General features: G+C 71.7%; 9 protein-coding genes. 4 read left to right on the forward strand and 5 right to left on the reverse strand.

Annotated elements, in window-relative coordinates; all coding sequences use genetic code 11:
* Positions 1-127: 127 nt before the first annotated feature.
* The 3 genes from ACIHFB_RS35175 to ACIHFB_RS35185 form a co-directional block, all read right to left on the reverse strand.
* On the reverse strand, positions 128-1,291 hold the full coding sequence (locus tag ACIHFB_RS35175; RefSeq protein ID WP_400129039.1) for a VWA domain-containing protein: 1,164 nt from the start codon (positions 1,289-1,291) through the stop codon (positions 128-130).
* 145 nt (positions 1,292-1,436) lie between these two features.
* Positions 1,437-3,848 carry a DUF5682 family protein gene (locus ACIHFB_RS35180; RefSeq protein ID WP_400129040.1) on the reverse strand — a complete coding sequence of 804 codons (2,412 nt, stop codon included), beginning with the start codon at positions 3,846-3,848 and terminating at the stop codon, positions 1,437-1,439.
* Entirely contained in the window at positions 3,845-4,984 is a 1,140-nt protein-coding gene (locus ACIHFB_RS35185; protein ID WP_400129041.1) for an AAA family ATPase, read from the reverse strand. Before ACIHFB_RS35185 ends, ACIHFB_RS35180 begins: the two co-directional genes overlap by 4 nt.
* Before the next feature lie 133 nt (positions 4,985-5,117).
* On the opposite strand from ACIHFB_RS35185, the gene ACIHFB_RS35190 reads away from it, so the two are divergent.
* Both ACIHFB_RS35190 and ACIHFB_RS35195 read left to right on the forward strand, forming a co-directional pair.
* Positions 5,118-6,473, forward strand: a complete 1,356-nt coding sequence (locus ACIHFB_RS35190; protein ID WP_400129042.1) for an SWIM zinc finger family protein — start codon at positions 5,118-5,120, stop codon at positions 6,471-6,473.
* Positions 6,474-6,579: 106 nt separating this feature from the next.
* Positions 6,580-8,208 (forward strand): DUF5691 domain-containing protein, encoded by a 1,629-nt coding sequence (locus tag ACIHFB_RS35195; protein WP_400129043.1) that lies wholly within the window; start codon positions 6,580-6,582, stop codon positions 8,206-8,208.
* A 155-nt stretch (positions 8,209-8,363) separates the two neighbouring features.
* Here ACIHFB_RS35195 and ACIHFB_RS35200 read toward each other — a convergent pair whose 3' ends face one another.
* Positions 8,364-8,780 (reverse strand): cobalamin B12-binding domain-containing protein, encoded by a 417-nt coding sequence (locus ACIHFB_RS35200; protein ID WP_400129044.1) that lies wholly within the window; start codon positions 8,778-8,780, stop codon positions 8,364-8,366.
* Positions 8,781-9,418: 638 nt separating this feature from the next.
* Here ACIHFB_RS35200 and ACIHFB_RS35205 point away from each other — a divergent pair.
* Together ACIHFB_RS35205 and ACIHFB_RS35210 are read left to right on the forward strand one after the other, a co-directional pair.
* Complete coding sequence (locus ACIHFB_RS35205) at positions 9,419-10,282, forward strand: alpha/beta fold hydrolase (protein ID WP_365280843.1); 864 nt, start codon at positions 9,419-9,421, stop codon at positions 10,280-10,282.
* Between the two features lie 248 nt (positions 10,283-10,530).
* Positions 10,531-12,039: a M23 family metallopeptidase gene (locus ACIHFB_RS35210; RefSeq protein ID WP_365280846.1), complete on the forward strand. Its 1,509-nt coding sequence runs from the start codon at positions 10,531-10,533 to the stop codon at positions 12,037-12,039.
* A gap of 42 nt (positions 12,040-12,081) precedes the next feature.
* Here the strand turns inward: ACIHFB_RS35210 and pcrA are convergent, their stop codons facing one another.
* Positions 12,082-14,568: a DNA helicase PcrA gene (pcrA, locus tag ACIHFB_RS35215; RefSeq protein ID WP_365280849.1), complete on the reverse strand. Its 2,487-nt coding sequence runs from the start codon at positions 14,566-14,568 to the stop codon at positions 12,082-12,084.
* Positions 14,569-14,644: the final 76 nt, after the last annotated feature.

Genomic DNA, 14,644 nt, shown 5'->3' on the forward strand with positions numbered 1-14,644 from the left:
CCTCCCGAGGTCGCGCAAGCCCCCCTGACACCGATGGGTACACATGTCCCTTTTGCTGACCCAAGTCGGTCGACAAATCGTCAGCGAACCGACTTCCCCACCCGCCTGCGACCGCCCAATCCCGTCCTCACGCACTGTCCGGAACGGGCAGCGGCCGCTTCTCGATCGCGGCAGCCATCACCTCGGGGAACAGATCGGGCGTACAGGCGAAGGCGGGCGCTCCCAGCGCCGCGAGTGCGGCCGCGTGCTCCCGGTCGTACGCGGGCGCCCCTTCGTCCGACAGCGCGAGGAGTGTCACGAACTGCACCCCCGACCCCTTCATCGCCGCGACCCGCTTGAGCATCTCGTTCCGTATCCCCCCTTCGTAGAGATCGCTGATCAGCACGACCACCGTGTCCGCGGGCCGGGTGATCTGCGACTGGCAGTACGCGAGCGCCCGGTTGATGTCCGTACCGCCGCCGAGCTGTGTGCCGAAGAGCACGTCGACCGGATCGTCGAGCTGGTCGGTGAGGTCGACGACGGCCGTGTCGAAGACGACGAGCCGGGTGCTGATCGACCGCATCGAGGCCAGCACCGCCCCGAACACCGACGCGTAGACCACCGAGGCCGCCATCGACCCCGACTGGTCGATGCAGAGGATGACCTCCTTCTTCACCGACTGCGACGCCCGTCCGTATCCGATGAGCCGCTCGGGCACGATCGTCCGGTACTCCGGCAGGTAGTGCTTGAGGTTGGCCGCGATCGTGCGGTTCCAGTCGATGTCGTGGTGGCGGGGCCGGTTGACGCGGGCGCTGCGGTCGAGGGCGCCGGTGAGGGTGGCCCGGGTACGGCTGGCGAGCCTCTTCTCCAGATCCTCGACGACCTTGCGCACGACGGCCCGTGCCGTCTCCTTCGTGGTCTCCGGCATCGCCTTGTTGAGCGAGAGCAGCGTGCCAACGAGATGCACGTCCGCGTCCACCGCCTCCAGCATCTCCGGCTCCAGCACCAGCGTGGCCAGGCCGAGCCGGTCGATGGCATCACGCTGCATCACCTGCACGACGGAGGAGGGGAAGTACGTCCGGATGTCCCCGAGCCAGCGCGCCACGGCCGGCGCCGAAGCCCCGAGCCCCGCCGAACGGTCCCGCCCCGTCCGCGGCTTGTCCCCCTGCCCGTAGAGCGCGGCGAGCGCACCGTCCATCGCGGCGTCCTGCCCGGCGAGCGTGCATCCGGTGCCGTCGGCCGCGTCGCCGCCGAGCACCAGCCGCCACCGCCGCAGCCGCTCCTGCGCCGGGTCCAGCAGTTCGGCCGTCATCCGCGTGCCTCCGTACGCAGTCGTTCCCAGAGCGGGATCACCGGCACGGTCGCCTTCGGAGCGTCTTCGCTCCGCTGCCCCTGTCCGTCCCTTGCGGCGTCCACGACATCGCCCCTGTCCCTCGGTTCACTCAGCCGCTCACTCGTCATCCCGCCACCCCCGCAAGCTCGTTGCCGGCTTCCTCTTCCGCTTCGTCCAGCCCCAGCAGCAGCCGCACCACCGGCAGCACCGCGTCCGCGCGCTCCATGTCCAGGTCGGGCGCGAACCCGGGTATCCCGGAACCGGCGGCCGCCGTGCTCCCCCGCGTCCCCGGTCCGCGTCGGACCAGTTCGCCGAGGGTTCGCCGCACCCCGGACTCATACGCCGAGAACGTCCGCCGCAGCAGCGGCAGTACGTCCGTGAACGCCTCCGCCGGCACCCCCGTCAGCCATGCATCGACCAGCCCGAGCAGTCGCTCGTCGTGGACCAGGAGCATTCCGCCGCCCGAGCCGCCGCCGACGAACCCCTCGATCCACGCGGCCGCGTCCGCCGGCGGCGTCCCGGGCGACAGCACGAGCCCCATCAGCCGCGCCGCCTCGTCCTGCCCCAACTCCCCGTCGTCCAGCAGCAGCCGCACGGCCCGTCCTCGGACGACGCCGGGCACGGTGTCCCGTCCCGACAGCACCCGCAGCACCGACCGCCAGCGATCCTGGAGGTCGCCCGGGCCAGGGGCGGGAGCGTCGGCCAGCAGCCCCACCGCCCCGTGCACCGCGTCCACATGGCGCCGCATCTCCTCCGCCGCGTCCCCGTCGAGGGCGGCGCAGGCAGGGGGCAGGCCGACGAAGATCCGTTCGGCGAGGCCTGCCGCGACCTCGGCCAGGGCACCGGTGTCCGTGCCGCGTACGTCGCCGTAGCGCAGGGAGCGGACCAGGGCGGGCAGGGCCTGGGCGAGGTGGCCGACGTCGGCGTCGAGGGCGGCCCGGTCGGCGAGGATCCGCATCACCACGGGGAGCGCGTCCGGCAGTTCGGCCAGCAGACAGCGCTCGGCGAGCGCGGTGACGTCGGCGAGGCCCGGCGCGGTCACGGCGTCGCCCTCCGCCTTGGCGGTCGCGGCGGCGAGCACCGTCGTCCCCCACACCCCGGCCTCGGCGACCCGCACGGACAGCTCGGGCTCCCAGCGCAGCCGCCATGTCTCCCGGAACGTACCCGTGCTGCCCCGCGACACCGTCGGCTCGCCCCACTCGATGCCCAGCAGCCGCAGTCTGTGCAGCAGCCTGCTGCGCCCGGCGTCGGTCTCCTTGCGCAGGTCGAGCTCCAACTCCCGCTCCAACGACTCCGGTTTGAGCCGCAGCCGCCGCTGGATCCGGTCGAGGTCACGCTGCAACGGCACCGCGGGCGCCGACTGCGGCACCTCCCCCAGCACATCGCCGACGACCAGCCGGTCATGCACCAGCGCCAGCGGTATGTCCGAGCCCTCGCACATCACTGCCCGCACGGCATCGGTCGTCTCGCTCAGCCCGGGCAGCGGACGACCGCGCATCACGGCGAGCGTCTCCGCCAGCCGCACCGCCTCGATGACATGCGCCGAGGAGACGAGCCGGTCCTCGGCGCGCAGCAGTCCCGCGACCTTGGTCAGCCAGCGCTCGACCGGCCGGTCCGGCGCGCCGAACAGATGTCCGTACCAACCCGGCGAGTCGATGCCCGCGCCGTATCCGCTGACCCGCGACAGCCTGCGATGCGTCCACGGCACCCAGGTCATGTCCGCCTTGACCTTGGGCAGCCCCTTCAGCAGCGCCCGGTCGGCGGAGACGGCGGCCTTCTGCCGCAGCGCGGGCACATGCCAGGCCCCGCACACCACGGCCACCCCGTCCCCGAACTCGCGCTGCGCCGTCCGCACTTGGAGCCGCATATAGGCCTCCCGCACGAGATCCCGGTCATGACCTCCCGTCCCGTACGCCTCCCGCAACGCCCCCATGGCCTCTTCGAGCACGACGAACGGCGCGAACGCGTCCTTCTCCCCGACCCCCCGGTGCTCGACCACGTCCTCCCACCACCGCTCGGGATCGTCATAGCCGGCGGCCTCGGCGAGCACGGCCAGCGGATCGACACGGACATCGGCGACGTCGGGCTCCGGCACCTCCTGCGAACCGGGGCCCGCCGCATCCTCATCCCGCCCGGCGCCCTCGCCCTCTCCCTCGCCCTCTCCCTCGCCCCCGGTCCTCCCATCCCGCTCCCACGCCAGCGAATGCGTGGCCGGCAAGTCGATGAAGCGGGCCGGTACTTCGCGCTCCAGGGCCCAGCGGATCGCGACCCACTCGGGGGAGAACTCGGCCAGCGGCCAGAACGCCGACCGGCCGGGCTCGTCCACGGCGTGGGCGAGGAGGGCGACGGGCGGCCGCATCTCCTCGTCGGCTGCCAGCGGAATCAGCGCGTCGGCCTCGGGCGGACCCTCGATCAGCACGACCCGCGGCCGGGCCGCGTCCAGCGCGGCCCGCACGGCCCGCGCCGAACCGGGCCCGTGATGCCGTACGCCGAGCAGCAGCGGCTCCGCGGCGGAACCTCCCCCCTGGTCGCTCACGCGCTCACCTCCCGGCAGGCGCGGTAGAAGTCCGTCCAGCCGTCGCGCTCGCGGACGACCGCCTCCAGGTACTCCCGCCAGATGACCCGGTCGGCCGCCGGGTCGCGGACGACCGCGCCGAGGATGCCGGCGGCGACGTCGCCGGACCGCAGCACGCCGTCGCCGAAGTGGGCGGCCAGCGCAAGCCCGTTGGTGACGACGGAGATGGCCTCGGCGGTGGACAGGGTGCCGCTGGGCGACTTCACCTTCGTACGCCCGTCGGAGGTGATCCCGTCGCGCAGCTCGCGGAAGACGGTCACGACCCGGCGGATCTCGTCGACTCCGTCCGGCACGGCCGGCAGGTCGAGGGAGCGGCCGATCTGGTCGACGCGGCGCGAGACGATGTCGACCTCGGCCTCGACGCTCTCCGGCAGGGGCAGCACGACGGTGTTGAAGCGGCGGCGCAGGGCGCTGGACAGGTCGTTGACCCCACGGTCGCGGTCGTTGGCCGTGGCGATCAGATTGAAACCGCGGACCGCCTGCACCTCCTGGCCCAGCTCGGGGATCGGCAGCGTCTTCTCGGACAGGATCGTGATCAGCGTGTCCTGCACATCGGCCGGGATACGGGTCAGCTCCTCCACACGGGCCGTCATCCCCTCCGCCATGGCCCGCATGACGGGGCTGGGCACGAGGGCGTCGCGGCTCGGGCCGTGCGCCAGCAGCTGCGCGTAGTTCCAGCCGTACCGGATCGCCTCCTCCGGCGTACCCGCCGTGCCCTGCACCAGCAGCGTCGAGTCGCCGCTGACCGCCGCGGCCAGATGCTCGGACACCCAGGTCTTGGCGGTGCCCGGCACGCCGAGCAGCAGCAGGGCGCGGTCGGTGGCGAGCGTGGTGACGGCGACCTCGACGATACGGCGCGGGCCGACGTACTTCGGCGTGATCACCGTGCCGTCAGGCAGGGTGCCGCCGAGCAGATAGGTGGCGACGGCCCAGGGCGACATCTTCCAGCGGGCCGGGCGCGGGCGGTCGTCCTGCGCGGCCAGTGCGGCGAGTTCGGCCGCGAAGGCGTCCTCGGCGTGCGGGCGCAGCTCCTCCGATTCCTGCGCGGACGTGTTCTCGGGCATTTCGACGGACGTCGGTTCCACGGTCACAGACATGGCTGAGGCCCCCTCCAGCTCGGCCGGTTCGGATCTGGTGTCCACCGTGCACCACGCCACTGACAATCCGTTCTGACCTGCACAAACGCGCTCGCGAAGCCGATTGTCAGTGGTGGGATCTACCTTCGATGTCATGACTCAGCAGGGGGTGCGCTGGACTGCGGATCAGGTGCTGGCACTGGCGCCTGACGCAGCGTCACGCAAGGCGGGAAGCAAACTCGGAGCGGCGGGGCCGTGGTCCGAGGCGGGAAGTTCCGACGAGGGGACGGTGTGGGGGCTGTGCAAGGGCAGTGGCAGCAAGCCGTATCAGACGGTCGTCGATATCGCGGACGCCTCCGGGCCCGCGTACAAGTGCAGTTGTCCGAGTCGCAAGTTCCCGTGCAAGCACGCGCTCGGGCTGCTGCTGCTCTGGGCGGGCGGGGACGGCGCGGTGCCGCCGGACCAGGCACCGGACTGGGCGGAGCAGTGGCTCGCGGGCAGACGCCGGCGCACGGAGGAGAAGCGAGCGGCGGGGCCTGCGGGTTCGACTGCCGCCTCGGGTGATCCGGAGGCGGCCCGGCGGCGGGCGGAGCGCCGGGCCGAGCGGGTCACCGCGGGGGCGTCGGAGCTGGAGCAGCGCCTGGCGGACCTGCTGCGCGGCGGCCTCGCGGGCGCGGAGCAGGCGGGGTACGGGTTGTGGGAGGAGACCGCGGCCCGCATGGTCGATGCCCAGGCGCCCGGACTGGCCGCCCGTGTCCGGGAGTTGGGGGCGATCCCGGCGTCCGGTCCCGGCTGGCCGGTGCGTCTGCTGGAGGAGTGCGCGCTGCTCCACCTCCTCGACCAGGGCTGGCTGCGCCGCGAGCGGCTGCCCGAGGAACTGACGGCGACGGTCCGTTCACGCATCGGCCTGTCCGCATCGGCGGACGGCCCGCCGGTCCGGGACCGCTGGCTGATCCTCGCCCAGTACGACACGGCCGATCCGAAGCTGACGACACGCAGAATCTGGCTCCACGGCGCCGACTCGGACCGTACGGCGTTGCTCCTCTCCTATGGCGCCGCGGGCCGCTCCCCCGAACTGGCGCTGCCGGTCGGACTGGCCCTGGACGCAGAGGTGTCCTCTTATCCGGGAGCGGGGCAGCTGCGGGCTTCCCTCGGTGAGCAGTTCGCGCCGCCCACGCCCGCGGAGACACGTCCGCCGGGAGTGACGACCGGCCAGGCGGCCGCCCGTTACGGCGACGCGCTGCGGGACGACCCCTGGCTGGAGTCCGTGCCGGTCACGCTGGACCGGGTCATACCGACCCCGGACGGCGATTCCTGGCAACTGGCGGACGCCGACGGCGAAACGGCCCTGCCGTTGACCCCGTCGGCCCGCTCCCGCCCCGGCCTGTGGCGACTCGTCGCCCTGTCCGGCGGCGCCCCCGTCAAGGTCTTCGGAGAGTGCGGCCACCGGGGCTTCAACCCGCTGACCGCCTGGCCGGAGGGGACGGGCGGGGCGGTGACGCTGTGCTGAGCACACAGACGTCCCGCCCGACCGGACCTGCGACCCCGATGAGCAGCAACGACCTCTCGGCGCCCACCCCTTCAACCACCTCACGGCACCCAAGGAAAGGAAGCGTATGAACAGGCCCTCCGCTCCTGTGGATACGCCCGCGTCGGGCGCCTGGGAGGAACTCGTCACCGCCGCCCTGCTCGGGACGGAGCGCCGCACGCCACCGGGTTCCGCTCCCGGCCGGGACGCACCGGTGGCGCTGTTGGACGCGGCGGCCGTGGAGACCGTACGGCGACGGGCCGGGCTGCGACCCGCGCAGGCGGCCGAGCGTCCCGAACCGGCGCCCGAGGACCCACGCCCCGACCTGCCGTCCGCGGCGGCCCGCAGGCTCTCGATACTGCTGGCCGACCGTCCCGGCACGGGCACGGGCGCGGGCCGCGGCCGAGGCACGGCGCCGGACCTCATGGAGCTGCTGCCCCAGTGGCTCGCGGCGGCCAACTCCCGGGGTTTCGCGGCACCTCCCGAGCTGCTGCCCGCGCTGCTGGACGCGGCCCGGGGCCGTACGGATCTCAGGCCGGCCGCGTTGACGTTCGCGGGACCGCGGGCCGTGTGGCTCGCCCGTCTGAACGCCGACTGGCGGTTCGCCCTGCGTGCGGCGCCGGGCGGGGGCGCCGCGCTGCCGGGCGCCGAGGACACCGAGAAGGTGCGCCGGCTGTGGCAGGAGGGGCTGTTCGCCGAGCGGGTCGCCCTCCTCGCGGCGATCCGCGCCCGCGTGCCGGCCGCCGCCCGCGAACTGCTCGCGAGCACCTGGTCGACGGAGCGGGCGGAGGACCGTCTGATGTTCCTCGACTCGTTGCGGACGGGACTGGGACCGGATGACGAGCCCTTCCTGGAGCAGGCGTTGGCCGACCGGAGCCGCAATGTGCGGGCGACGGCGGCGGAGTTGCTGTCGGCGCTGCCGGGGTCGGCGCTGGCCGCGCGGATGGCGGTCCGGGCCGCTGCGTGCGTGGCCGTCGACCGGATGCCGGAGATACCGACGATCGCCGTTGAAGCACCGCACGAGTGCGATCCGAGCATGGAGCGGGACGGTGTTGTGACCAAGGCTCCTGCGGGACGGGGTGAGCGGTCGTGGTGGCTGGGCCAGTTGGTGGAGGCGGCACCGCTCGGGACCTGGCCCGGTCGGCTCGGCGGACGCACACCTCAGGAGATCGTGGCTTTGCCGGTCGCGGACGACTGGCAGGGCGAGCTGCATGCGGCGTGGTGCCGGGCCGCGGTGCGGCAGCGGGACGCCGAGTGGGCACGAGCACTTCTCGGTACACCGTCCGCACCGGAAGCGGGCGGTCCGGGCGCGGTGTCGCTGGCGGAGCGGGCGAAGCTGCTCGGCACCCTGGGCTGTGCCGAACGGGCCGAGTGGGTGGCCGGGTTCATCGCGGCGCACGGACTGTCCGAGGCGTTTCAGCTGCTCGGGGTGTGCGCGGTGCCGTGGGCCGTCCCGCTGGGGCGGGCGGTGGTGGACGCGCTCAACATCGCGCGGGACGCGGGGAGTTATCCATGGAGCTTCAGTGGGGTGATGGGCTTGGCCGAGCGCTGCCTGGAGCCCGGGGAGGCAGGACGGCTCGACGGGTTGGTGGCGGTACCCGACGAACCGGAGGACGCGTCACCGGGCGCCGGCGGCTACTGGGCGGAAGCCTTCCAGCGCCTGGCCACGACACTGCGGCTGCGGGCGACCATGGCGCAGGAGTTGGGGGCAATGTAAGGTCCACCGCCCCGCGGACGTACCGCCCTCCAGAAACAAGCGCCCCCGCAAACGCCCCAAGGGGCGCGGGGAACTGCGCGACCAGCCACGACGGCACCGCACTCACCCAACGACCCATGGCGCCACCACCCATCACGGCACTCCCAGCGGAGCGTCTACGCGCCTGCGGGCTGCCGCACGTTCTCCCTGACCCAGTCCACGATCGACGCCGTCGTGGCCCCGGGTGTGAAGATCTCGGCAACCCCCTTCGCCTTCAGCGGAGCGATGTCCGCCTCGGGGATGATGCCGCCGCCGAAGACCAGGATGTCCTCCGCGTCACGCTCCTTGAGGAGGTCGATCACAGCGGCGAAGAGGGTGTTGTGGGCGCCGGACAGGATGGACAGGCCGATCGCGTCGGCATCCTCCTGGATCGCCGTGTCGACGACCTGTTCCGGGGTCTGGTGCAGCCCGGTGTAGATGACCTCCATGCCGGCGTCGCGCAGCGCCCGCGCGATCACCTTGGCCCCGCGATCGTGACCGTCGAGCCCCGGTTTGGCCACCACCACGCGGATCGGACCGGCTGCCACACCCATCACTGCCTCCATGAAGCGACTACATGCATCCGTACCGATACGTACCCCGCACATCACCTGTGCCGTACCGGTCGCGCATGCCGTGTCCGCCGCCGTCCACCGCACCGAGTGCGCCGCGACGGCCCGGACACCTCACACCGAACCGGCCGGGGAAGTGAACGAACGTTATCTCCAGCATCCCGCAACCGGCAGTTTCGCGGTGCCGACCGAGGGGGAAATCACACATTGGGACACGTTAGCCGCGCACCGTTCCGCGTCTCTGCGGCCTCCCAGGCGCCGCAGACTCCTGCGACACAAGGGCCGTGGAGGGAACAAGCGCACCGGGAGCCGCATCGAGGCAGCCGCACCACCGCGCCGCAGGCCGCGCGCCGTGGCGGTGCAGCGCACCGACGGTGGCACGCAGGGCACGTAGGACAGGTACGGCACGACAGCGGGGACTCTCGTCGCCACACCGACAGGGCGCCTCGTCGCTTCATCGGCACCACAGGCGCGTCTCGCACCGCGGGCGCACCTCAGGCCACCCGCCGCACCCACCCCACGTGCCCCGCTCGCGCACCGTCGGCCGCCCTCGGCACGGCTTCCCATGAGGGCACACGGGGGACGGAGCCGTCCTTCCGCGTGCCGACAGGAGGTCGGCCATGAAGGTCACCAGGGCGGTACTGCCCTTTCTCCCCCTCTGCCAGAGCCTGCTCCCCAGCAAGCCGGCGGGGATGTCCATGACCCTCCTGAAGGCGACCGCCCTGGACCTCGCCATCCTCGCGGGACACCTCCTCCTCTACCCCTCGGGCATCACCCAGGAGCGCCGCGACACCGCCGCCGCGCTCCCCGCACCCGACACGGCGCAACTGCCGACGGAGGCCAAACCCCCGGTCGTCCTGCTGCACGGCTTCATCGACAACCGCTCGGTCTTCGTCCTGCTGCGCCGCAATCTCGCCCAGCACGGCAGGCACCGGGTCGAGTCGCTCAACTACTCTCCGCTGACCTGCGACATACGCACCGCAGCGGAACTGCTCGCCCGGCACATCGAGGAGATCTGCGAGCGCACGGGCAGCAAGCAGGTCGACATCGTCGGCCACAGCCTCGGCGGGCTGATCGCCCGCTATTACGCACAGCGCCTGGGCGGTGACATCCGCGTCAGGACGCTGGTGACGCTGGGCACCCCGCACTCGGGCACCCGGGTGGCTCCGCTGATGAACGCACACCCGATCGTCCGCCAGATGCGCCCGGGTTCGGACGTCCTCGAGGAGCTCACCCAGCCGGCGCCCGGCTGCCGTACGCAGTTCGTGAGCTTCTGGAGCGACCTGGACCACCTGATGGACCCGCTGGAGACGGCCCGCATCGACCATCCCGACCTGCTGGCGCACAACGTCCGGGTGAGCGGCATCGGACATCTCGCCCTGCCCGTGCACCCCGCTGTCGCGGCCGGCATACGGCAGGCCCTCGACACCGCACAGACAGGAGCCGAAACCGCCGCACGCACCGACGGCCTGACAGTGGCGTGACGACACCCCGCCCCGCACAACAGGAAAACAGCCGCGGCACAGCTCGCTGAGAGCCCTCAGCGAGCCCGGCGACATCGAACACTCTTCGAACGCAAGGCCAAACCCGCGCCCGCAGTCCCCCGAAACACGGCCGAATGCCCGTTTCCTGAAGGCGCGAAACCTGCCGAAGATTGTCGCGCCCGCGTACTGCCGGGTACAGTCGCCGCACTGCTCTGGCAGCCCCTGTTGTCGAGGCGAGAGAGAAGTTGGTGAACGAACGTCACCCGTCGGGGACCATGACCTCCCCGGCCCCGGCTTCCGACGCTGCCTCGGCGCATTACGCGTCGTACGGCGGACAGGAAGCCCAGTACGGTGACTTCACCACGTACGACTCCTACGCCGCGAACGGTATTCCCGCGGGCACGGAAACCGGCGCCTACGCCGCCCCGACCTTCGACGCCGACCCCCTGTTCGGCTGCATGCCGGGCGAGAACACGGGTTCGTACGACAGCGCCCAATGGTCGACGGGCAGCCAACAGGCCCTGAACTACGACGCCTACGCGGCCCAGCACCACGCCGCGTACGACACCGGCGCGTACGACACGACCGCCTGGACCAACGGCTACCAGCCGCTCTCCGCCATCCCGCCGCAGGCCACCGGCCCCGACGCCACCGGCCAGTGGGATTCGGGTACTTGGCAGCAGGCCGAGCAGTCCGGCACCCCCGCGGACCAGACCCAGCACTGGGAATGGGGCGCGCAGACCTTCGACACCGGCGCGTACGACGCCACGCAGTGGAACTCGGACGGCACCGCACACACGGCCGACGAGTACGAGCAGCAGGGCCAGTCCTTCGACCAGCAGGCGACGGCGACGTTCGAGCACGTCTCGTACGACGAACCCGCCCAGGGCGAGGACGGGTTGGACCACACCGTCTCCACCGGTGAGCTGCCTGCCGTAACACCACTGCTGGACGACCAGGAGGAGGCCGCCCCGGCGCCGCGCCCCGCGCCCTCGTCCCGCGCGGCCGCTCGTGGCGCGGGCCGCTCCCGCCGCCGTATGCCCGCCAAGCGCTCCGCGCTGCTGACGGTTGCCGTGCCGTCGGCGTGTGTCATGGGTGTCGCGGGGATCGCCGCCGCGTCCGTCGGCACTCTGACCGGCGACAGCGGTGACACGTCGACGACCGCGGCGGACACGAAGTCCGTGAAACCGGCCGCCGCGAACAACAAGCTGGACACCCAGCTGGAGAGCCTCTCGGCCGGCGCCGACGACTTCGCCGACCGGGCCAGTCGTACGCAGGAGCGCATCGACCTCAAGGCCCAGCAGGAGGCCGAGAAGAAGAAGGCGGCGGCGGAGGCGGCCCGCAAGGAGCGACTACGCCCCAAGTACGCCGTGCCCGTCGCCCAGAACGGACTGAGCGCCTACTTCGGCCAGTCCGGCATCAACTGGATGTCCGTCCACACCGGCATCGACTTCCCTGTCCCGTACGGCACGACGGTGATGGCCGCGACCGACGGCACCGTCCGTACGGAGTGGAACAGCTCCTACGGCAACATGATGATCGTGACCGACAAGGACGGTACGGAGACGTGGTACTGCCACCTCTCCACCTACCAGGTCTCCTCCGGTACGACCGTGAAAGCCGGCGACGCGATCGCCTACTCCGGCAACTCCGGCAACTCGACCGGTCCTCATCTGCACTTCGAGGTGCGGCCGGCCGGCGGTTCGGCGATCGACCCGCTGTCGTGGCTGCGCAGCCACGGGCTGGATCCGACGTAACGTGCCTGCGGGCCCCCGCCGTTCAGCGAGGGCCCGGCACCGTCAGAGCTTCTCCACCGGCGCGTACCGCAGCAGCAGCCGCTTGGGCTTGGTGTCGCCGAAGTCGATCGTCGCCTCCGCGTTTGCCCCTGTGCCCTTCACCGCCATCACCGTGCCGAGACCGAACTGGTCGTGCGTGACACGGTCGCCGACCGTCAGCGCGACCACCGGCTTCTCCGAGGTCCGCCGCGTGGCGAAGCCGGAGGCACCCGACGCCGACGAGCGGGACGAGGACAGCGAGGCGGCCACACCGGAGACCGGGCCCGCCGGAGCCGCGGAGGCACCGGTCCGCTTCCAGTCCACGTGCTGGTCCGGGATCTCCGCCAGGAAGCGCGAGGGCGGGTTGTACGACGGCTGCCCCCACGCGCTCCGCATCGACGACCGCGTCAGATACAGCCGTTCACGCGCGCGCGTGATGCCGACGTATGCCAGGCGCCGCTCCTCCTCCAGCTCCTTGGTCTGGCCGAGGGCGCGCATGTGCGGGAAGACGCCGTCCTCCATGCCGGTCAGGAACACGACGGGGAACTCCAGGCCCTTGGCGGTGTGCAGGGTCATCAGGGTGATGACGCCGGAGCCGTCCTCGTCCTCGTCGGGGATCTGGTCGGAGTCGGCGACCAGGGCGACGCGCTCCAGGAAGGCGGAGAGTCCGCCCGCGGCCTCGCCCTCCCCGGCCTCCTGCTCGAACTCCAGGGCCACGGCCGCGAGTTCCTGGAGGTTCTCGATCCGGGTCTCGTCCTGCGGGTCGGTGGAGGCCTGCAATTCGGCGAGGTAGCCGGTGCGTTCGAGGATGGCCTCCAGGACGGTCGCCGGTCCGGCACCCGACTCGACGATCGTCCTGAGCTCCTCCATGAGCACGTTGAACCGCTTGACCGCGTTCGTCGACCGGGCGGCCATGCCGTACGCCTCGTCGACGCGGCGCAGTGCCTGCGAGAAGCTGATCTTCTCGCGCTGCGACAGGGCGTCGATCATCGCCTCGGCGCGGTCGCCGATGCCGCGCTTGGGCACGTTCAGGATGCGGCGCAGCGGGACCGAGTCCTCCGGGTTGGCCAGCACGCGCAGGTAGGCCAGGACGTCCCGGACCTCCTTGCGTTCGTAGAAGCGGACGCCGCCGACGACCTTGTAGGGCAGGCCGACGCGGATGAAGACCTCTTCGAAGACACGGGACTGGGCGTTCGTACGGTAGAAGACCGCGACGTCGCCGGCCTTCGCGTCACCCGCGTCCGTCAGACGGTCTATCTCCTCGGCGACGAACTGCGCCTCGTCGTGCTCGGTGTCGGCGACATAGCCGGTGATGCGCGCGCCCGCGCCCGCGTTGGTCCAGAGGTTCTTGGGGCGGCGGGACTCGTTGCGCTCGATGACGGCGTTGGCGGCGGTGAGGATCGTCTGGGTGGAGCGGTAGTTCTGCTCCAGCAGGATCGTCGTCGCGTCCGGGTAGTCCTCCTCGAACTGGAGGATGTTGCGGATCGTCGCGCCGCGGAAGGCGTAGATCGACTGGTCGGCGTCGCCCACGACGCACAGTTCGGCGGGGAGCAGGTCGTGCTCCCCGGGGGGTACGTCGACGTCCTCGGGGGCACGCTCGGCGGTGCCGACGAGCTCGCGGACGAGGGCGTACTGCGCGTGGTTGGTGTCCTGGTACTCGTCGACCAGGACGTGCCGGAAGCGGCGGCGGTAGTGCTCGGCGACGTCCGGGAAGGCTCGCAGGAGGTTGACCGTCGTCATGATCAGGTCGTCGAAGTCGAGGGCGTTGGCCTCGCGGAGGCGCGACTGGTACATCGCGTAGGCCTGGGCGAGGGTCTTCTCAAAACCGTCGGTGGCCTGGGCGGCGAAGTCCTCCTCGTCGATCAGCTCGTTCTTCAAGTTGCTGATCTTGGCGCTGAAGGACTTGGGCGGGTAGCGCTTGGGGTCGAGGTCCAGGTCGCGGCAGACCAGGGCCATCAGACGCTTGGAGTCGGCGGCGTCGTAGATCGAGAACGACGAGGTGAAGCCGAGCTTCTTGCTCTCCCGGCGCAGGATGCGCACGCACGCGCTGTGGAAGGTCATCACCCACATCGCGTTCGCGCGCGGGCCCACGAGTTGCTCGACGCGCTCCTTCATCTCGCCGGCGGCCTTGTTGGTGAAGGTGATCGCGAGGATCTGGCCCGGGTGCACGCTCCGCTCGCCGAGCAGATACGCGATGCGGTGCGTGAGCACACGCGTCTTGCCCGAGCCGGCGCCGGCCACGATGAGCAGCGGAGAGCCCGAGTGGACGACCGCCGCTCTCTGGTTCTCGTTCAGCCCTTCCAGGAGCTGCGCCGGGTCGACCGCCGGCCGGTGCGCGCCGTCCCTGTAGTACGCGTCCCGGTCCGGCGGCGCGTCGAACTTCCCGGCGAACAGATCATCCGGAACCGGCTCCGGTACATGATCGTCCTCGGGGGGCGGCGGGGGTTCCTCCGCATGGGCCCGCGGGGCCTGGAGGTCCGCCAGGAAGCTGTCATCAAAGAGGCTGCTCATCGCTCTCCGAGTTTAGGGCCTGCCCGATGGCCCAGTCCGGGGGTCGCGGGGTCTGGCACGCACATCTGCCGCGTTG

This window comes from Streptomyces sp. NPDC051963 (assembly GCF_044593495.1).
Classification (GTDB): Bacteria; Actinomycetota; Actinomycetes; order Streptomycetales; family Streptomycetaceae; genus Streptomyces.